Origin of the sequence: Arthrobacter sp. efr-133-R2A-63, assembly GCF_030209795.1 — a bacterium.
Lineage (GTDB): Bacteria > Actinomycetota > Actinomycetes > Actinomycetales > Micrococcaceae > Arthrobacter > Arthrobacter bambusae_A.
In genome coordinates this window covers 55,329-75,663 of sequence record NZ_JARVRG010000011.1, presented here as the reverse complement: position 1 = coordinate 75,663, position 20,335 = coordinate 55,329, and the positions used below count along the sequence as shown (strand labels likewise).

Here is a 20,335-nt window from a genome sequence, read left to right as displayed (position 1 = left end):
CAGGTGGCTCAGTTTTCAACCGTCACAATGGCTCAGTTTTCGACCGTCACTGACAACACCGCGGCCAGGAAGTCATCGAGCCAAGCCTTAGCCAAGGCCAGGTTGATCGCACGCGCGCAGACTTTCGCGAAGTTGAATTCGTTGTCTCTCCATTCGAGGATGATGTTTTGGTGAGATGTCACCCAGCCGATATGGCCAATGCGGCGGGGCACGGCGTGCTCAAGTTTCAGCGCCACCGCGGCTAGGAACAGCAGGTCTTCCAGTTAATCGACCAACAATTCATACGGTGCCTGCAGGATCGCATAAGTTGACCGCGCGATCGCGTCGCGGTCGTAGCGGTAGGGATCCATGTCCCCTCCTTCGTTTATTAGCTCCCAACGATGTGTGGGGCAGCGGGCAGAGATGTCACGCCCGTTGGTGCTTGCGATAGTAGCGTGACTCCGCCTCCGGCTCACCACGGAAGTTCGGTCCCAGGCTCCGGAATCAATGGTGATCGGCGTTAGCCGCCCGTGCGTCGCGGAATTGGAAAGGATCCGTCACGACCCATACTTAGGAGGTCGGCTCTTCGAGCCTCCCACCGCTATCCAAGGCGTTGTTCGTGCAGAGGATCAACGATCATCCTCCGGGCCCCCGTTCTAAGGGAGCGTCCATGCTACCGACTTCCCGCCGGCAGCAGAATCACACGGCCTGCTAACTCCCCAACCGCCACCGCTCCTCGATACGTATCATCCGCTGATCGGATTACTCACGGATCTTCCCGCGACGACGGCGCCGAAGGAAGCAGAGCCTTAGCGCGATCCGGAGTTGCCGAATTGGCAGGCCTTGCTAAACGAGGTGCCGACTGGTCACTTCAATGTTCTGTCGCGGACACCAGCGGGCGTCGTCGGCGAACATCAGATTATTCGGCGGGAAACGCAGATGCGATCCCCGACCCCGCATGGGGGATTTGCGTCGTTTTCCAGCGACGCTGAGAAAAATCCGGCGCCGCAAATGAAAGGCTACCCTCGCATGATCACCGTCGGGTAAATATCTACGCATGTTTATCGGTATGAACAGAAAATGCATCACGCTGAGACGTGAATCGGGCGCCCCTGCCAGCGCGGTCACGGGCCAAGACAAGAACAGCCAGTCAGGCCTGCCGCACTCCATCTCATTCGCAGAAGACAACACCAGAAAATCAAAAACTAGGGCCTCCCGCTCCGTCCCAAGGGCCGCCGTCGCCGGAGGTGACCTGACGTGACCGCAGTGCACCCTTTCCGGAAGACCCCCGATAGCCTCCACGCCTCGATGCTGCCCTCCCCCTGCCTCGACGAAGTATCGACGGCAAACCGCCACGATCCATACTGGGACGAACTCTGGCCCTGGAATTCTTCGGCCTCGTGGTCGATGGGCTACACCGAACGCTGGCATCATGAAAAAAACGGCCGCCATGTCAACGCCAAGTTCCTACTCGAAGAGAAGGAAGCGCTGCGAAAGCTCACCGCCAACCGGGGCCGGTCCCGCCGCCTGGCCGCTTGGTCCGCCCTGCACGCCTACAGAACCCTTTCCTGTGAACAACTCGCAGCCATCTCCGCCGACCTCACCCTTCTCGACCCTCGCTCGTCAGTCCTCGCCCCGTCATTCGCGCTCGATCTCGTTGACATCGGAATCTATGCCACGCCTGTGCGTCGGGAACCGGGCGCACAGCGCCGGGACTTCCTCTACCGCCCCGCGTCAACCGATGTCTTCAAAAGACTGATCGAACCCACACTCACCGGTCCCGAATGGCTCGCGGTCACCGGCGGACAGCCCTGGACCTCCGGCGGCCAATATGATCGCCATAACGCCCTCTCAGCTGAGCTGATTTTGCGTCTGGCAGAACATGGCGGACCGGCCGTCGGAGCCGTACTGGGTGAGAAATTTTCGACAGTCGACCTGCTCGCAGGGAGCGGGCTCGGAAAGAAGGTCAACAAGCCGGACAACCGAAGTGCCGACGGCACCATCATCCGTCACGATGGGCTCCGGATCGCTTTTGAGGTCACCGCAAATGTGTCCCGTGGCCTTGAGAACAAGGTCCGCCGCTGGGCTCAAGTCATCAGTCAACGGCCCCTCGAAACCTCCGGACTCGTAATCGTCTTCATCGCCGCAGGTCACCCTAATGGGGCTCGAGGTAAGAATGCCCGCCGCGCCATCTACGAAACCGTAAGCCACGTCCTGAAGGAATTCCCTGGGACCGGGCCCAACTCGCCGGCGGCGCGAATCGGATGCGCCTCCTGGGCTGATTACTTCCCCTCGGCGAACCACCTGAGCGACCTATTCCTGCGCATGGAGGCGGATTTCGCCATTGGGTCCGGCAGTCATGGGAGCCAGTGGGTCCCCCGCGGCTTGCTCGACGAATACCCGTTCGCTCCGTGGCCGACCTTTGACGCCCTCGCTGTAATTGAACAAGCTCCGCTCATCGCCGCAACGCCCCACTGGATGCGAAAAGGCGACCACACCCATCTGATCGGCAGCCCGATGGACCGTGCTCAAATCGCGGTCCCTCACCCCGCACCGTCGAACCCGAAACTCGCGAAAGGGCGGCCCCTCGGAGCCCGTGTAGGTGCGGCCGGCGACACAAGGCTTCCGGCGCGCCTTCGGATCGTCGGCTGAATTTAGGCCTTGCTGGCAGGAGTCCAAGGCCGATTCCGCCGGGTCCACCAGACAGCAGCTGGTGACGGGTTCCAGAATGGGATCACCAACAGCCGGACACCTCCAACGAGGAGAGTTGATGCACCCCCAGCGCGTCGGATCCCCTTCCAGAGGGCCGGTTCCGGCTAGCACTCTCCCCAACAGCAGCGAACCTGTCCGGAACCTTGACCAGCCTTTCCACGATTCCGTCGCCTGCACCGTGTGCGCCCATCTCGAGGATGTATAGAATCACCAGCGGCAGCCGGCTGGGCGAACCCCTACGCGATTCAGGGGCGATCCCACGTCCAGCCGGCCCCTCAGCCAGTAGGCTAGCACCCGGCTCAGCCGGTCCAGACGCGCGGCGATGGGGTGTCGTCCTTCAGGAAGGCATAGGTTCGCGTGGTCGTCGGAGCAACTCCCCACCGAGTCCGAAAAATGGATCCGCAAAAGTGGCCGTTTCTTGCGCGCGGCCGCACTTCTATTGATAGCAAGGCCAAACACGCAGAGAAATGAGAACATCGTGACAAAAGACTTCATGACCTTGATAGAGCTGGCTGTTACCGCCGGCGATCTTCCCGAAGACGTTGAATTCTATCTGGATGAGATCGTCAATAACGTCTGGTGCGGCCTAACGCCGCACATCGAAAAGGGCGAAGAATTCGCCCCGATCGGCCGTCGCGAATTGGTAATGAATCACTACGGTCACCCGGAGCGCGTCTACGTCCCGCGCATCGATGTGGACAGCTATCTGGCTACCAGGGACAAGGAAGCTGCAGCGGCCGAAGAGGCCGCGAGGTACACCACCTACGGTCGCCTCTCCTGGAACGATCCGGACAACCGGGACCGCGGGGACTACTCACACCCGGTCTTCGCTGCGGACGGCGCCCCGGCGTTCGAGCGTTTCCGTCATGCCGACCACGTCAAAAGCTGGCTGGCAACGGGCGGATCCTTCACCGACGAAGCTGTCGACGCCGCAGTGTTGGCGCACCTCAACACCTTGATGGCGGACGGGGTGGACGTCCTCCGCGGCTAAGGAGGAGCATGCCCGACGGGACAGGTGGGGGTCCGAGAAGAGCCAATGAGCCCCCAGTCCGCATCTAAAGCGCTTAAGGGACGGACTAGATCGTGGACTGGCGTCGATGGCCATCAAGCTCGTCAAAAAGTCCGGACTGATCTGTCATTGTCGTGAACCGCAACGGTTCCGCCCCAGGACCTAACCGCAGCCGCTCACGGACTCCGGGGGCCGCAGGAGGAGTCGCGAGCCATGACCAGCCCGGTCACGAGCCATTCCCGATAGGCCGCTTCAGCGAGCGCCTTCACTCGTGCCAACAGGGCTGCGGGTACCTGGGAAATATCAAGCGGAAACTCGACAATGGACACCGAACTGTTAGTGACCCGCCGCGTCCGAGCCTGGCCGGGCCCCGCATAAATCAGCCATGCCGTCGGCACAGTCAACGCCGTGCAATAGGCGAGCATTTGATAGTAGTCAGCATTGGGATACCCGTCGGCCGCAGACGCTGCTTTGTACTTCGCGTCGAACACCATCGCGGGAACGCCCCGTACCGAATGAACGATGTCCACTGACATGCGGAGACGATTCCCAGTCTGACCAACTTCAGACTCGTCCAGGAACGTCGCGTATTGCCCGCTCGTTTCGCCGGGATAGCCATCAAGCGCCTCGCGAAGCGAAGTTGTAACGAAGTCCTCAAACACCTTGGCCATGTTCACAACGAAAGAGGCGACGGAATGGCGTCCAATGCCGGCCTCGGCCGACATGTTCCGAAGTATGATCTCCGCCAAGCGGAGGGCCGGAACATAGTGCTCGTTGAGACGCGATTCTGTCCAGGGAGGGAGCGTGGCTCCGAACCGTAGCTCCGAGACTCCGTCCAGCTTCGAATCCAAGTGGGCCAGCTTCCAGCGCACGTCGCCGGAAAGCCTCGGGACCTGCATCATCAAGCGTACGGCGGCCCGCAGGATACGATTCTCGGCGATGTCAACGGTGAAGTCGTCGTAGGCGACCTCCAATGGCAGGAGCATCCCAGGGCGGCGGGTCATCTGGTCGCCCACACGGATCCGCCCCCGGACTGTCCGGAGGGCGTCCTCTACGTGGACGTAGCCATTGAGCGCACCGCGTTCCAGCGCCCGTAACCCCTGGCGGGCCAAGGATTCGCCGAGGGCGGCGAACAGGTCGGTGTCTTCGATGCCCGCAACGTCTTCCGGACGGAAGCCCGGGTTCTCGGCGTAGCCGAGCAGGAACAGAAGCCGGCTGAGACCGACTTTCTGTTTCGGCGTGACCTCGACCAGAAGGTTCCCCACTTGGACAGCCCCCACAGTTCCCGCGGGGAGCACCGTCCACAATCCGCCGTGAGCAGGCAGTACCGTCACCAGCCCGGTGTCCCGGAGCGTCGCGGCGACTTCCGGATCCAGCTCAACTGCATCAGCCGAGCTTTGCAGTTCGTCGAGGACGATGGACCTGAGCATCAGGAGGACTTGTCTTCCGAATCCGTCAACAGCTGCTCGAGCTCCTCGGCGCCCTCACCAGCCAGCACCTGCTCGACAGACACCAAGGAAAGATCCACCGGCCCAACCGCGCTCGCCGCCTTTCGCCTCATCGCCGCCAGCCCGAACTTCTCCCTGACCTGGTCCCGTTTCAGACGCCCAAAGTACTGCTCCTCCAGCAGCGGCAGCAGCTCGTATTTCCAAATCTCCTCGAGCCCCTCATCGGTCTCAGCATGGGGCTTCATGAAGTAGGACGGCCCGATCATGAGATCACGGTTCGTCTCCTCAATCTCGCTGTTCAAGGCATTCAGCAGTTCTGCCCGCAAAGTAGGCTTTCCGTTCGCCTTGAGGAAGCGTTCCAGCAGCCCCGAAATCATGCCGTCCTGCGGGTGCAATTCAATAAACGCAAATCGTCGCCGAATGGCAGCGTCCACCATGGCAATGGACCTGTCCGAAGTGTTCATCGTGCCGATGATGAACAAGTTGGGCGGCAGGGCGAAGACCTTCTCCGGGTTGTACTGGAGGTTGATGCCCTCGTTGCGGTACTCCAGCAGGTAGTACAGCTCGCCGAAGATCTTGGCGAGGTTGCCGCGGTTCATCTCATCGATGATAAGAAAGTACGGCTTATCGCGGTTGCCCTCAGATGCCGCTTCGTCGGCGATTCGCCGCAACGGACCCGCTTCGAGGCTGAATGCCACGTTTCCGTCCTGGCTTTTCGCCGGCCGGTAGCCCTCGAAAAAGTCTTCGTAGGCGTAGGAAGGGTGGAACTGGACCGTTTTGACGTGGTCGGAGTGCTCCTCCCCCGCCAGGAACTTGGCGATAGCCTTTCCCAGAAAGGTCTTGCCGGTTCCGGGAGGTCCATAAAATACGATCTGCTGCCGGGTCTGGAGGAGCCGGATCACCTCCTGCAAGTGCTCCTGGTCCACGTGCAGCTTTCGTGCCAGTTCTGGCGTGGCTTTCTTCAGGTGGGGTACGACGGCGATTTGCGGCACAGGCGCGACAACTTCCGTCTCGTTGTCGGGGTCAGCTTCCACACCGAACCATGCCGTGATGATGGAAAGTGCTTCGGTAAGGTCCACGACTGACCCTTGCTCGGCCAGCAGACGCGGCAGAGGCGCGGGCGTGTCTTCATTGCTGATGGGCGTCTTCTGCCACGCGACAGCGCGTCGCAAGCGAGATGTCGCGTCCTCGACGTAGTTAGCCTCCCCGGTCACGACCCCTAGATAGAGACCGTCTTCGAACGCGGTGAGGACGAAGTCGTCCACTTTCATGATGCTGAGGAAGCGATGGTATTCCATGGCACGGAGTTTGCGCTCCGAATATTCGATGTGCTGGTAGCCCTTATTGACGGCCGCCTGTATTTGGCTCAGGTTCGATCCTGGCGTGGGTGACCCCAGGTGTTGCGCGGGGGTGGACACGAAACCGTCCTCAAGCCACGGGTGCAGCATGGTCGTCCCTGCCTGGCTCTGCCTGACCAGCCACGCCCGCTGCCCGGAGTCCTCAGCGCCTGCCCGCCACTGACTCAGATAGGGCTCGCTGTACCATTCCACGAATTCATTCGAGCTCCCCTGTTGGACGAGCCGAATGGCATGGAGGTCTTTGGCAATGGCGGCCTCGTCGTTATCGTTTCGACCTGTTGCACCGCCAATGACGCCTGCAAACGCATGCCAGATCTCTGTCCGATGGTCCCGCTTTACGACCGGGGGCAAGTATCCCGGCCACGCGATGTAGTCCACGCTGTAACGGATCATGGGGCGGTCATCGGGGACCGATTGGGTTAAGTCACGAAACGCCCAAGGATCCGAAAGTGCGGCTTCACTCAGGCTCATTGGTTGTGTCGCTACATGTTCGACGAGCCGGCACAGCCATTTCATGTGCTCTGCAACCTGGATGTTGAATCCGACACCGCCGTGGAAGGCGCCTTCGGCGTCCAGGCCCTCTTGAAGCGTTGGAGGTAGCGGCATTTCGTCGTGTTCGCTCCAGGAAAGGATTTTCTCGATCCTGGCGATCTTTGTTTGGGCGCCTACGTTCGAGAGAGGCAGTACCTGCAGGTACGCCAGTTCCGCCGCCAAGAGGACCACGCCACGGCTGGCACCTTGCAGCTGACGTTCGAACTTTGCCATGAAGGTTCCGGGGCCGACGTCGAACTCGCTTCTTCTTGCCAGCTCGCGAGCGTTCTCAACAGTCCACGTAGGCGTTGTGCCGTCGATAGCGGAAGGGGCGCTCCGCAATCCGCTCTCGAGGATCAGTCGCCCGGCCGCTTCGAGCTGGGGAGCTATCGTGGCAGCGGGAGTGCTGAGATCGACCTCGGCAGCTGCGGCCTTGTCTCCGCGCCATTTCCGGAAGTTCACAACGTCCTGGGAGGCCCATTCGTCCGTCGGATCGGCGTTCATGACCGTCCACATGGTGCCTTGGGCTTCCAGGCGGTCAAAATCACCGAGCCCCGCAATAGCCAGCTCCGACCGGAACTGATCAAGGACGTCCAAGAACGCGTCATAGCGTCCTTGCGGCGTCCGTACGGCGTCCTTGTAGTCAAAGCCGATGATGTTCCAGAACTGTCGGACCGCTTCGGGACGGTAAGGCGGGAACTCGGTCGGATCCACAGCCATGAGCAGCACAGAACCCACTCCGGTGGCGATACCGTCGGAAAGTTCTCGAGAGTTCAGCTCCTTAAGACCGGCGACCAAGGCATTCAGCTTCTCTGTCTCGGGCGCCCCCGACCAAAACCTCGTCAAGAGAGCTCGCAGGTCCCGCGACGAAGCCTCATCCAGCTTGTCCATGGCACCGATCGTTCTGTAGTTGACGAGGTTCGTCGTCCGCAGGGCCCGAATGAAGTGCGAGTGCCATCCTGGGTCCTCTGCCAGTAGTTCGTCCCGCACTACCGCGAGCTTCGCCGCCAGTTCTAGCTTGTAGTCATTCTCTTCCGCCGCGAGGTTGACGCTTTCGATGAACTTGCCGGAAAACTCGATGAACTGTGTCCAGTTCAGGTTCTGGCTCATGCGGAGAACTCCTTTACGGGGTGGCGTGGGCCGTGCCCGGGCGGCTGACTGAGAGTCGATTGGAAGGTGACGCCCGTTTCGATGGCCTCTTGCATGGCGTCGTACGACCCAAGAACTAGGCGCTTGGTGCGAAACTCGCCAACCTCGCGAATCTCAGCATCATGAAGCGCTCGAAATTCGTCGAGCACATGCAGTACCTCGTCCCGCTCCAGTCCGTATGTATGCAACAACGCCCCATCAATCTCGGCCTGAATCTGCGGTCTTCGAGAACTGGACCACACGAAAGGTTCGCCGGCGAATTCGGTCGAAGCCGCAACTGCAGAAATGTCGAAGGCCGTATATACCAGTTCCATGACCCTGCACAATAGGAAAGAGTGAATGCTCTCCTCCTTGGACCAAGCGGCCGGGGCTCGCAGGGCGGACGGTTCTGGAACTGGAAACTGCTTGACATATCCGTACGTCATGTTCAATCCCGCAACCTTTTGCTTCGCCACATAGTCAAGCGCGACGGAGTTGAAAACGGCCAACAGCAGAAGCGGGTCGAAGCTTTTGAACACCGGATACGAGTGACCTACAGCCGCCACCGGTAGTGCAGACGCCAGAACGGTTCGCTGATTCGTGGCGCTGGTGACATTCGAGAATCCAGTCAAGTAATCAGGCAACCCTGTCGGGAGGGCACTCTGCTGGACCCAATAGTTGGGTATTACGAAGCGGTCAGGGTTCTCATGATCCGAGTCGCTGAGGTATCTCGGCTGATTTTGCCGTTTGTCGGCGGTCAAGCTCTTCACCACATCAGCGTCTCTATGGTCATAGCGATCCAACATCTTGGCTTCATACAGCGGCAACATCTTCTCTGACTTGCCGTTGACGGTGCGCTCGAAGACATTGCCCACTAGTGCCCAGCCCTCGCCCTCCAACTGCTCGCGGGTGTGGAACAGGTGCGAGTCGTTGGACATGTGGAACATTGTCATGAACGACACGCCCCACGGGTTGCCCTTGACGGTGTCGTTCTCGTTGATCAGAACGGGGACGCGCCGGTAGATGCCCAGGGTGATTTCCGCGTCGCGGCGGGTGCGGAAGATGGGCAGGGTGCCCGTGTTGGGGTTGATGAGCTTGATTTCGTCCGGCGACAGCGCAAATTCTGACACTGCAATGTCTGCCGGGTCGTGCAGGAAGAATGCGAAGGACGCAACTTCTTCCTTTGCCAGCCGGCCGGCCATCGTCAGTAGGCAGAACTTGAACCGGGAGTCCACACCTTCGAATAAGGGCGCGCGATTCTCGAAGTCGTACAGCGCCGAGATGGTGCTGGTCTCTACCAAGTCCTTGAAAAAGTACTGGGTGGTGGCGTCCGTAGCGATTCCGGTTGGAACGATGACCCCGGAGCGCCCGTGGGAAGCGGTCAGGCTCCGGAACAGCTCAGCGAAGACGGCGTAAGTGTTGACGTCGCCGCGACCGTTGAGGGGGTAGCGCCCGGAGGTGCGCATGCTCGTGCTTTGACCTTCGGCGTTGCGCTTGGCGGCCAGGAATTCGTCATGCAAGATTGGGTCGTCCTCCACGAGCCTCTTGATGAGCCGAGACCGTGCGGCGGCGTTCGGCGCCTTCGCAATTTCTTCGTTCCGCGCCGCGAAGAACTCCTGTTCCTGAAGCTTGACTCGCTCCCACGGCGGGTTGCCGAGCATGCAGGAGAAACCTCCGGGCCAGCCCTCGACGCCGACATCTTCGCCGGATTCAGGGTCGCCGAAGACCTCCGGGAATTCCAAGTGCCAGTGGAAGAACCGGTACTCATCAGCCAGTTTGTGAATCTCAGCCACCGTCCCGGCGTATCCGGCTGCCGTGCCGGAGTCGCCCAGCTGCCGGACGATAGATGAGGTGGGAGGCTCGGCCTCGCCAGTTTTCAGGGGCCAGACGAAGGCTGCGCACCAGGCATCCGCGTGGAGCCTCTTCCGCTCCATGGCTGCGGAGTGGTCGAAGGCGTCGTAGGCCTTGGCTCGGGACCGGGCTTCCTCGGCGCTCGCTACGGGTTTGACCAGTTCGCGGCGCTGGGTGATCAGCTGCGCCACAGCCGACTGCGTGCCGCCGAAGCTGAAGGTGTCCTGCCCCAGGGAGCCAAAGAGCTTGTCCGTTTTCCGGGTGTTCTCGGCTTTGTTTCGCTTCTTTGCCTCTGCCGCGAACTTCTTGTCGTCGCCCTCCAAGACTGAGAAGGCCCCCTCCGGTACGCCGCCGGCAAGCAGCGCTGGAGTTGTACCCAGTAGGCTGTTGCCGATCTTGATCCGGGCGTCCAGGAAGCCCAGTGGCTTGCCGGGTTGCATGGCTTCCAACCACAGGGAGACTTTGGCCAGTTCGGCGGCGAGATCATTCATGTCCACGCCGTAGATGCAGCGTTCCACCACGTCATGCAGTGCGCTCTGCACCTCGCCCGGCGTGGGCTCGTTCTCGCCGGCGCGCACTTCAGCCAGGCGACGGGCAATCCTGCGGGCGGCGGCCACGAGAAAGCCGCCGGAGCCGGAGGCCGGGTCGCACACGGTCAGCGCGAGTAGGCGTGCCTCGGCGTCGTCCCGTCCGGCTGCACCGTTGACGGCCTGGTCCAGCAGCGGGTCCAGGGCGGTGTCCAACAGCGCGGACACGAGACTAGGCGGGGTGTAGTAGGAACCGGTGGTCTTGCGCTCGTTCCCAGCAAGATGCGCAAGTTCAAAGGACCGCGTCTCGGTGTCGACGCGGGGCACCAATTCCAGCAGGGATTCGTAGACGGAGCCTAGTTCCTCGGCCCCGAGGTGGCGGTAGTCCACGGGCTGCAGACGCCCGGTCTTTCCAACCACCCAGCCGAGGCCGCGGATGGCCTTGAGGAAGTCCTGGTTTGCCATCTCGGCACCCAGCAAGAGGTCGTCACGGGGCTGGCCTTCCAGCCGGACGGCGCGGGGGTCAGGGTCAAAGAGGCCGCCGAGAGCCGGAAGGCCCACGGCAGCGAGACCGTCTCCGCCTAGGGCGCCCAGCACGAGTTTCTGGGTACGCCACAGGTCCGGGTGCGGGCCTCCGTCGCGGGTGCGGGACATCTTCCGCAGCCTTTGTGTCGAGAAATAGGTCTCGTAGCGGTGGCGGGCCTCGGTGGTCGCCGCAGGATCGAGGAGGGCGCCGCGGTCCTCCACGACAAACAGGAAGAGCAGGCGGTAGGCAGTGCGAAGGAGTGCCTTGTGGAAGTCGCGATGGCTTAGATCCCCGGAATGCAGGGCATCCACGAGCCAGCGGTTATCCGGGTGGCGCAGAAAGCCCGAGCCCAGGCAGCCCAGAGCTTTCTCGACGCCGGCACCTAGCTTGTCGAGGGCGCGAGCTCCGGCCTCGACGGATTCACCGCGCCAGAGTTCCAACCAGCAGTCAGACGGGGGCGCTTCGGAGCCACCGCGTTTGTCCAGCCGGGACTGGTGGCAGAGTTGCCAGAACAGCTGGAACTCGGAATAGAGATCCGACTCGAAGATGGTCTCGAGATCGAATTCGATGTAGGCGGAGCCTGCCAGCGCGGTGGAGTCCCGTAGGAGACGGAGCCTGAGGCCGTTGCTGAGAATGGCCCAGAGGTAAGTGTCCTCACGGTTCAGGAATTCCTGCATCATAGCCTGGGGTGCGCGCCGGGCCGCACCTTCAATCTTCGGGGTGCGCTTGTCCAGGTCCACGCCAGGGCCGAGCAGATGTATGGGCACGGACTCCCAACGGTGCGAGATGGGGTACGCCTCGCCGCCGATCGTCAGGCCGCCGGGGGTCGCCGGAACCTGCCCATAGCCGAGTTCGCGAAGGAGCACCAAAAGCCACTTCTGCCGGGCATCGCCGGTGCCGGCGCCTTGCCCGTCCGGGCGTTTGGCAGAGTCGGATTCGCGCCAGGCGCTCCAGGCACCCTGAAGGTACATCCACGTCCGTGAGGCCGCGTCGCGGACCGTTTCCGTGCCGGCAAGGTGGAAACTGACGGGAGACATGCTCCTGGCATCGTTGACTTCCCCGGCCTGGATGCGCCCCAGCAACGAGGGGGGAACGACGCCTCCGACGACGGTGATGGCTTGGAATGCTGTGCTCATTTGGTGCCTCCGGCCGGGCTGTAGACGTAGACGCCCAGGACGTCTACGGGAAGATTCGGTTCGACCGTGAGCCCTCGGATGCCGAGCTGGCCGGCCCGGTCGCCACGGGCGGCGATCCTGACCTCGCGGTGGGCATCACGGATCTGGTCGGCCACGTCGCGGGCTTTCTGGTCCAGCTGATCCTTCAGCTGGTCCAGAGATCCGAGGATGGCGGCCATCATGTTGGTGACATCGCCGGCATTCCCGTCCGGTCTGGCCTGGAGCAGCGCTTCGACGGCATCTTCCGGTAGCCAGACGGGGTTCTGCGGCATGCCTGTGAAGGCCAGGACGCGGGCCTCCTCTGCCATGTCTGTCTTGTCGCCGAGCCGCGCGGGAAGCACCAGCTTGGTGCGGAAGCGGACCAGGAGGGCCACGGTAAGTTTGTCCACCGCGCTGGTTTTGATGAACCCGCAGCGGCGGGCGGGGCGTTCCTTGCCCGTGAGTTGCGCGTCCAGGGCGGAGTTCAGGACGTAGTTTGCCGCTGCAGCGACGACGGGGTCCGTCCGTACCAGCACTGAGGTGTGGTGCGGGGCCGGGAAGTCGTTGACGAAGCGGATTTTGGAATCCGAGCCCAGGGCGTTGCGGATGCCCGGCACGGCCGCTGTCAGCTCGGCCACAAGCCCATCAGGAGTGGTATCGACGTGCGCGCCCGTTTCTTCGAGGGCTGCCTTCACAAAGGCCGCGACGTCGTCTGGGTCGCCCAGGCTGCGCCGGGCTGCGTCCACGACTTCCTGAACTTCTTCCGGGCGGATGGCATTTTGCGCGAAGCGGGAGCGGCTGAGCTTCTCCTGTTCCGCGCTGCTTCGCCATTCAGCGTCCAGTTCCTCGGCTTCCGGGGTGAGGCTGAACAGCTCCAGCTGATCGCCGTTCTTGCCGCGCATCATGATGCCTTCCAGGAGCGCGGAAAGGATCTGATCGCTGCGGGGCGGGACGGGTACGCTGATGCCCAGGTCCCGGCGAATGCTCTCATGCTTGCGCAGCAGGACATCCAGCACGATGCCGTCGATACCGTTGTCATCACCGTAGATGGTGAGGGCGCGGACGGTATCCGACAACTGTCCGAAACGGTCCACCCGCCCCTCGCGCTGTTCGTGGCGGGTGGGATTCCAGGCGAGGTCATAGTGGATTACGGCTTGGAAGCCGTCCTGCAGGTTCACGCCCTCGGACAGGCAGTCTGTGGCCACCAGCACCTTCGGAGTGTCGCCGGCGCGTTCCTCCTGCGCGGCGATGCGAGCGGCGCGTTCCTCTGAGGGCAGTTCGCCGGTGACTACCTCGACGTCGAACTTCTTCTTCCCCGCTTCCCGCAAGTACTCCGACACGTAGTGTGCGGTGGGGATGAAGCGGCAAAAAACGATGGGCTGGAAGCCCTCGGCAATGAGCAGACGGATGCGCTTGACCACGAGCTGAAGCTTGGCGTCCTGCCCCGGGTTGGCCTGAAGCTCCCCCGCTGTCTTGAGGAACGAATTGAGCTGACGCTTTTCCCAGGATGTCTCATCCAGGGCGTAAGGCCGGGAGCCGGGCACGACGTCGATACCTTCCCCACCGTCGTCCTCCACCTGATCCATCACAACAGCCATGCCGCGTTTCTCGGCGGCAGCGTCCGATTCAGCATCTTCAGCGACGGCGCGGGTGTTCAGGGTGGCGGCGGCCGATGCAGGCGAGGATGCCATGGCGCGCAGCAAGGACAGCGCGGACCACCAGCGGATCCTCTGGTCACGCTTGGTGCCGGAGGTGTCCTGTACCTGGCCGCGGACGTAGTTCAGCACGGCGTCGAAGAACGCGCGGTGCTCCGGCGAAAGCTTGTAGGCCACCTCGGCTGTCTCCCGGTCGCTGGGGAACTTGGTGTCCGACTTCAGGTAGCTGCGGATGTCCACGCGGCGGCGCTGGACCATATGGTCCGCGAGTTTGCGGCGGCCCAGCTCAGTGGAGAAGTCCACGGTCTTGAGACTGTTATCCAGCAGGCCGATCAGGTTGCGGAAGGCACCGTCGTTGCCGCTGTGCGGCGTTGCCGTCACCAGCACGAGGTGACGGTCCGGGTTGTCGGCCAGTCCCCGCACGAGCTCGTACCGCTGCGTGCGACCGACGCCGCCCTTGCCGGAGTCATCGGCGGTGACACCGTGGGCCTCGTCCACGATCACCAGGTCTGGAGCGGTCCGCATGAAGTCGTGTCGCTTGGACTCGGACTTGATGAAGTCGGTGGAAACGATCGTGTGTTTGAAATACTCAAAGATGGACTTGTCGTAGCCGGCTTCTCTCTGCAGTCGCTTTACTGTCCCTGGCAGGACCAGCTCGGCGTCGATACCGAACTTCTCAGAAAGCTCTTGCTTCCACTGCTGGGCCAGGCTCGGCGGGCACAGGACAGCGAGTCCGCTGGCGTCGCCCTGAGCCAAGAGCTCGGACGCGATCAGTCCAGCTTCGATTGTCTTGCCAATTCCCACGTCGTCGGCGACCAAGAGGCGCACGACATCCTGGCGGAGCGCCAACAGCAGGGGGACGAGCTGATACGGGCGCGGGCTCACGTTCAACCCTGCCAGCGAACGGAACGGGCCACCGCTGGAGCGGAATCCGATACGGAGCGCATCGCGGAGCAACCGGGCACTGCGGTCATCGCCCAGATCTGTTGCCAACGGCAGACCGAAAGAGGCCGGGTTCACTTCCTCGATGGAGGGAATGACTCCTGCGATGTCATCGGTGGTGCCGCCCAGTGGCTGAAGAACAAGGAAGTCAGGGGTGCTCTCGGGCAGAACCACCCATTCCCGGCCGCGGGCCGCTACCAGCGACCCAACCGCAAAACTGTACTCCGCCGTCGCACTAGTCACTCCACCACTCCAAATACGTTTGCGTGTTCATTAACAAATGCTTCAACATCTTCGTCCTGACGGCACCTAATGACGTTCCAGTTGCCGTACGTCAGTGCCAGGTCATCGACGGGCCGTCTCGACGCGTCCTCCACGATCACAGCAACGCCCACCGACAACTTAGCGGTGTAGACGAAATCCACCACGTTCCCCTCAATACTGGGCCCGATTTCATCCGGGAGATTTCGCCCGTTCTGCAACAGAAAGTCCAACAGGCCTTGAGCCCGCGGGCTCACCACAGTTCCCGGCGGCATGACGTGCATGGGCTTCTGCGCCGCCGCTGCGGCCACCGTGACGGCGCCAGCCAACCGCATCAGCTGGTCTATGACGAGCCGCCGGTCGATGATTTCGTGATCACGCTGATTGCCGTAGGACAACAGGCACCGGTAGCAGCCCCGGACGCAGCTGTTTTCCATATCGTCGCCCGTAGCGGCATCGACATGCAGAATTTCCAGCGCCTTGGCGGCGACCCTAGCCATGGCGTCCGGCTCGCTTTGCAGCCGGCGCAACACCCCCGCGCCGCCCTCCGCGGCCTCGATGAACAGCAGACGTCCCCGGTCCTCGCTGTCAGCCAAAAGCTCGCTGGAGAGCTCAGAGTCCTCCAGCTGGAACACCGCTTCGATGCCGCGTTCCATGGCGAACTGCATGGTGGTTGCCTCGGCGGGCGTCACGTTCTCCGCCCAGCGGATGACGGCGATGTTGCGGCGGTCTTCAACGTAGGGCGTCACCATCTGCTTCTTCTTGGACTGCTCTACGGTCATGTCATCCGCGTCGGTGGCCTCACTCGCGTCTCCGGTATCCGCGGTGGCCTTCTTTTCCGACAGCCATTCGCCCGTGATGAGGTCGAGCCAGAAGCCATGCCGATCCTGGTTGGCCCGGTTCCGTCGACCCAGGTTGGTCACCCGAACGGTGGCTCCGTCGCCGTAGTGCACTGCACCGATGGCTGCCCCGCCGTTCAGCATCTGTGCATCGGAGCGGCCCGGCTTCTTACCGTGTGGAGCAAATCGGTAGTTGGTGACCAGCTGGAATCCCTGGCGGTTACGTTCCTCCTCGTCCGCGCTGATCCGTTCGCGGCGGCGGGTGATGACGGACTGCAACTGCATCAGGTTTGACCAGCTGCCGGCCAGCGGTTCATTGCACGATTCGCAGATGTCGAGTCCGGCCTCGCGCTGGTGCAAGTAGCCACAGGCGACGCAGACGCGGGCCTCCCCGAGGACAACGTCTCCCGCGCCCCCGCCGTCGGAGTCCCGCGGCAGGCTGACGCGCTTGACCTGGTAGCGGGCGCCTTCGTGGTAGATCAGCGAGTCCGGTCCGAACTCGCTGATCGCCAGGAAACGCGAGCGTTGCAGCCAGGTGCTGTTGTTGTCCTTGCCTCTTCGGATGCCCGGGATGAAGGCAGCCAATGGCAGCCGCGGGAACGAGTATCCCGGGAGGAAGCCTTCGGAGGCCAAGTATCGCAGGGTGTAGAAGTCCGATTGGCCCTTTGAGTCGCTGTCGTTGAGGAGGATTTCCAGGCGCTGGCCGGCCTCGCGGTGCCGGTTGGCTGCGGCCTCGCGTTGCTTGGAGTCGGTGGAGTGGTCCTGGCTGGCTCGGTGTGCAGCGTCTTGCTCGGTGATGGCGCTCCGGTAGAGCTGTCGCCATCTCTCGCAGGCCTGATCGAAGTTGGCCAGAGCGGTGTCAATGACGGCATCGGACCATGACTCAGTCCACCACGATGTGTCCTTCAGTTGCCCTTCGATGCTCCGCAGGAGGACCTCTGCCGATACCTTGGCGCGTTTCGCAGCCTGTTCATCAGCTAGGACAGATTTGATCTCGGGCTGAAGGGGGTAGCTCTTGTCTTCAAGCTTGAGAAGACCGCTCATGGACTTACCCAGACCCGAGCTGGTTGCGGCGAGGGCTTCCGCAAGCCAGATGGCGTGGACGTGTGACCTGATCAGGTCTTCGTTGGCGAAGTCCAACCGCGGCGGCTGGACCTGACCGGAAACCATGAGGTTCGAGCGTTCGAAGTAGTAGGAGTCGTGAGGGCTGCCGGTGGCGCAGTAGGTCAGGACCAGGGCCGGCTGGCCCGAGCGCCCCGCACGGCCGCTGCGCTGGGCGTAGTTTGCCGGTGTCGGCGGAACGTTCCGCATCGCCACCGCATTGAGGTCGGCGATGTCGACGCCCAGCTCCATGGTTGGAGAACAGAACAGCAGCGGAAGTTCTGCTTCGCGGAACGCCTGTTCCCTGGCTTCCCGGTCTTCTGCACGTACCTGGGCAGTGTGCTCCGCCGCCTTGAGGCCGGCCAGCTCCTGTCCTTGCTCCAGGTACAGGTCCTTGAAGAACTGGATAACGCGGGGCTTCTGGTCTGCATGATATGTGCGGCGGAGCAAATCGGGGGCGCCGTATTCGCCGTCGCCCTTCCTCAAAACCATGCTGGACAGTTTGAGACGGTAGCCGGAGACCTTGCCTTCGACGACCTCCGCAATGAAGCCCGTCTCGAGCAGAATTTTGAAAAGCGAAGCGATGACTTCGTCCACCTCGGCGCGTTTGAGCTTGTTGCTGGGTGAAGCTGTCTTGGCTAGCCATCGGCCGAATGTTCCGTAAGAGGTCACGGGAAGAGTCGTCCGGTAAGCCATCTTCTTGGGCTCCGTGGTCACGAGCCCGACGCTGGCAGCAGATTCCTGCTCTGGCAAAGCCCAAATACCCGTCAGGAATTCGCGGCTGCGGTTCTTGACCCGGTCCAGCCAGTCCGCCGTGAGTTCCTCGGCGTCGATGGCAAGAACGCGGCGGAACTCATCCAGCAGGACCCGGATAATCTCCTCGCGCTTGCCGGGGTCTGCGTCCCGGAGCACGTAGTGAGCTTTTTCCCAGCGGCGATCCTGTTCTGCCAGGTTCTTGGCGAGGGGGTAGTCCACCACGAGGAGACCTGTCTGTTCAAGGTTGGGCAGGGTGATCCGCCACCCGCGTTGTAGGTCGCGCAGCGCACGGTAGGTCACGACTTCATTCAGGGCCCGCTTGGTCGGTTTAGGGTCCAGCGGGTCTTCAGTGCGCGCATAGTCGGACCATGCCAGGCTGAGCGTTTTGATAATCGCATCGCCCAGTTCCATGGCCTCAACTCCTGAATCGCCGGCTGAGGCGACTGCGCGGTAGAGGGCCGAGCGAAGCTGGGCCACTTGGACGAAGTCGTTCAAGTGGCCGGCCTGGAGGGACGCGTCCTGTCTGTTGTCTACGAAAGTCAGCAGCTTCTTGGCGCGCGGGCTCAAATCGCTTCCGGCCCCGGATTTCAACAGTTGCACGAGCTTCGTTGCGATCACGGTCATCGCGCTGCTGCGGCCCTCTTGGTCGAGCGTCACAACCTTGGAGAATTCACCGCTCCGGGCGGATTCATAGGTGACCTGGCAGTTCAGGCAGAAACCAAGGCTTCCCGGGACCCAAGCGGCGAGCTGGCCATCGTCCTGGGTGTACTCGTTATCCCGGGCCGCTGCGCCGTCAGGCTGGACGCGGTAGCGCGACGGAATCCGCTTGCGCTTGGACTCGATGACTCGATTCCCAGACACCGCCTCGTTGAGCCAGGAGGCGGGGATACGGCCCGCCTCAATGGCCTGTTCCGGCCATTCCTGCTCAGTGGAGATGTACAGATAGCCGTCCTGGCCATTGTCCGGGCCGCCCGTGTCCTGCATTTTCAGTTCGTGCCGGGCAATAAAGCGTGATTCGTCGCCAGTTTCCGTCAACCGTGCCATGAGGTATTCCTGACCGCACTCGCGACAAAAAGCGAGGGGGTAGAGCCGCTTCTCCTCGCCTCCGACGGTCAGCTGGAAGTCGGTCTCGATGAGCCTCGTGTCCTCGGACTCCGCTGTGGCATAGAGGGAGCCAGCCTTGGAAATGAACTGGTGAAGGCGGAAGGCGAACAGCGGACGGTTGGTCTCAGTGTGCTTTGCCCTCGACCCCGCAAGGAGAGTCGCGCGGATAGCGGTGGCGCAGCTCCCTGCTGTTTCCCCGGTCTGTTTAGCCAGTTCCTCTGCGGCATGGGTGACGGTCTGTGGTTGTCTACGGATGATCTTGCCAGATTCCTGCTCCGTGGTGAGGCCGAACTTGTCCTCAATCCAAGATGCCAGCGGATCTGAGGTCATCAGCGTGTATCCGCCGTCCAACGTGGGGCTGCTGTACTCGGCGTCACCGCGTTCTCTCACAGCAGCCTTCAGATCCTGGTCCGATCGGTGCTGGTTGGTGGTCGCTTGGACCAAGGTCTCGGTCACCACGTGCTCCGGCGAAACAACGGTTCCAAAAATCCGGGAAGCGACCTCGGCGACGTCCCTCTGCTGCTGGGCGACTGTTCCACCGCTCGACATCGTGGCGGACGTGCCAATGCACTGCAGGGTGCTCTGAGCGTTACAAGCGTCCCGCAAGCGGCGTACGAGCATGGCAACATCAGCGCCCTGCCGGCCGCGATACGTATGCAGTTCATCCAGAACGAGGAACTGGAGACCGGAGGCCGCTCGGATGAGGGACTGCCGCTCCTCCGGCCGGGTCAGGACGTACTCAAGCATGACGTAGTTAGTCAGCAAGATGTCCGGGGGGTTCTTAAGGATGTTCTCGCGGGTTTCTCCGCGTTCCTGGCCGGTATAACGCGCGAAAGTGACCGGCGGCTTGCCGTCAAATCCGTTGTCGAGGAACTTGGATAGCTCCTCCATCTGGCTGTTGGCCAAGGCGTTCATCGGGTAAACGATGATGGCCTTGACGCCCTTACCCGTCCCTTCGCGGAGCACGCGGTCCACAATCGGGACTATGTACGCAAGTGATTTGCCGGAGCCCGTGCCGGTTGTAAGGACGTATGAAGCATTCTTGGCGGCGATTTCGATGGCATCGCGCTGATGCTTGTGCAGCGTGATGGGCGCTGAGCCGCGATCGCCGGCATCTTTCTTGGGCCTGAAAATGGCATCGCAGTCGGGGTGAAGGAGTCCACGCCGGACGAGCGCGTCTATGCGCCCGCCGGAGCTGAACGAGGGATTCAGGGATAGCCAAGGATCGGGCCACTGCCGTCCCTTGTCTCCGAGCTCGACGACGGCATCCTTGATCCGCTGATCCTGGATGTCAACGAAGCCCTCCGTGAAAGACCGGTAGCCGGCAATCAGCTTTTCACGAATTCCGAACGCATCCACGCGTGCTCCCCCTGTTGACAAGACCTTCGATAACTACAGCGAAGTTTAGCCGGGTGCGGCCAGCGCTTCGCGAAGCCACGGTCCGACCACCTGCC

8 protein-coding genes are annotated in these 20,335 nt (G+C 62.1%); 2 read left to right on the top strand and 6 right to left on the bottom strand.

Annotated elements, in window-relative coordinates; all coding sequences use genetic code 11:
* Positions 1–32: 32 nt before the first annotated feature.
* Entirely contained in the window at positions 33–236 is a 204-nt protein-coding gene (locus tag QRN45_RS05940) for a hypothetical protein (protein WP_284762664.1), read from the bottom strand.
* 1,000 nt (positions 237–1,236) lie between these two features.
* Here QRN45_RS05940 and QRN45_RS05935 point away from each other — a divergent pair.
* Together QRN45_RS05935 and QRN45_RS05930 are read left to right on the top strand one after the other, a co-directional pair.
* Positions 1,237–2,631: a hypothetical protein gene (locus QRN45_RS05935; protein ID WP_284762663.1), complete on the top strand. Its 1,395-nt coding sequence runs from the start codon at positions 1,237–1,239 to the stop codon at positions 2,629–2,631.
* Positions 2,632–3,169: 538 nt separating this feature from the next.
* The gene (locus QRN45_RS05930) at positions 3,170–3,682 is read left to right on the top strand and encodes a hypothetical protein (RefSeq protein ID WP_284762661.1); all 513 of its coding nucleotides are present in this window, start codon (positions 3,170–3,172) and stop codon (positions 3,680–3,682) included.
* A 194-nt stretch (positions 3,683–3,876) separates the two neighbouring features.
* Here QRN45_RS05930 and QRN45_RS05925 read toward each other — a convergent pair whose 3' ends face one another.
* The 5 genes from QRN45_RS05925 to QRN45_RS05905 are packed head-to-tail and all read right to left on the bottom strand — an operon-like array spanning position 3,877 to position 20,240.
* Entirely contained in the window at positions 3,877–5,130 is a 1,254-nt protein-coding gene (locus QRN45_RS05925) for an McrC family protein (RefSeq protein WP_284762660.1), read from the bottom strand.
* Positions 5,130–8,147: an McrB family protein gene (locus tag QRN45_RS05920; RefSeq protein WP_284762659.1), complete on the bottom strand. Its 3,018-nt coding sequence runs from the start codon at positions 8,145–8,147 to the stop codon at positions 5,130–5,132. Before QRN45_RS05920 ends, QRN45_RS05925 begins: the two co-directional genes overlap by 1 nt.
* Positions 8,144–12,205 (bottom strand): Eco57I restriction-modification methylase domain-containing protein, encoded by a 4,062-nt coding sequence (locus tag QRN45_RS05915; RefSeq protein WP_284762658.1) that lies wholly within the window; start codon positions 12,203–12,205, stop codon positions 8,144–8,146. Before QRN45_RS05915 ends, QRN45_RS05920 begins: the two co-directional genes overlap by 4 nt.
* Positions 12,202–15,063 (bottom strand): DUF8741 domain-containing protein, encoded by a 2,862-nt coding sequence (locus tag QRN45_RS05910; RefSeq protein WP_284762657.1) that lies wholly within the window; start codon positions 15,061–15,063, stop codon positions 12,202–12,204. The genes QRN45_RS05915 and QRN45_RS05910 overlap by 4 nt, the downstream gene beginning before the upstream one ends.
* On the bottom strand, positions 15,060–20,240 hold the full coding sequence (locus tag QRN45_RS05905) for a DEAD/DEAH box helicase family protein (RefSeq protein ID WP_284762656.1): 5,181 nt from the start codon (positions 20,238–20,240) through the stop codon (positions 15,060–15,062). The genes QRN45_RS05910 and QRN45_RS05905 overlap by 4 nt, the downstream gene beginning before the upstream one ends.
* Positions 20,241–20,335 lie beyond the last annotated feature (95 nt).

Coding starts and splice junctions, on each gene's coding strand:
- QRN45_RS05925 (WP_284762660.1), bottom strand. CDS start 5,130: ATGCTCAGGTCCATCGTCCTCGACGAACTGCAAAGCTCGGCTGATGCA.
- QRN45_RS05920 (WP_284762659.1), bottom strand. CDS start 8,147: ATGAGCCAGAACCTGAACTGGACACAGTTCATCGAGTTTTCCGGCAAG.
- QRN45_RS05915 (WP_284762658.1), bottom strand. CDS start 12,205: ATGAGCACAGCATTCCAAGCCATCACCGTCGTCGGAGGCGTCGTTCCC.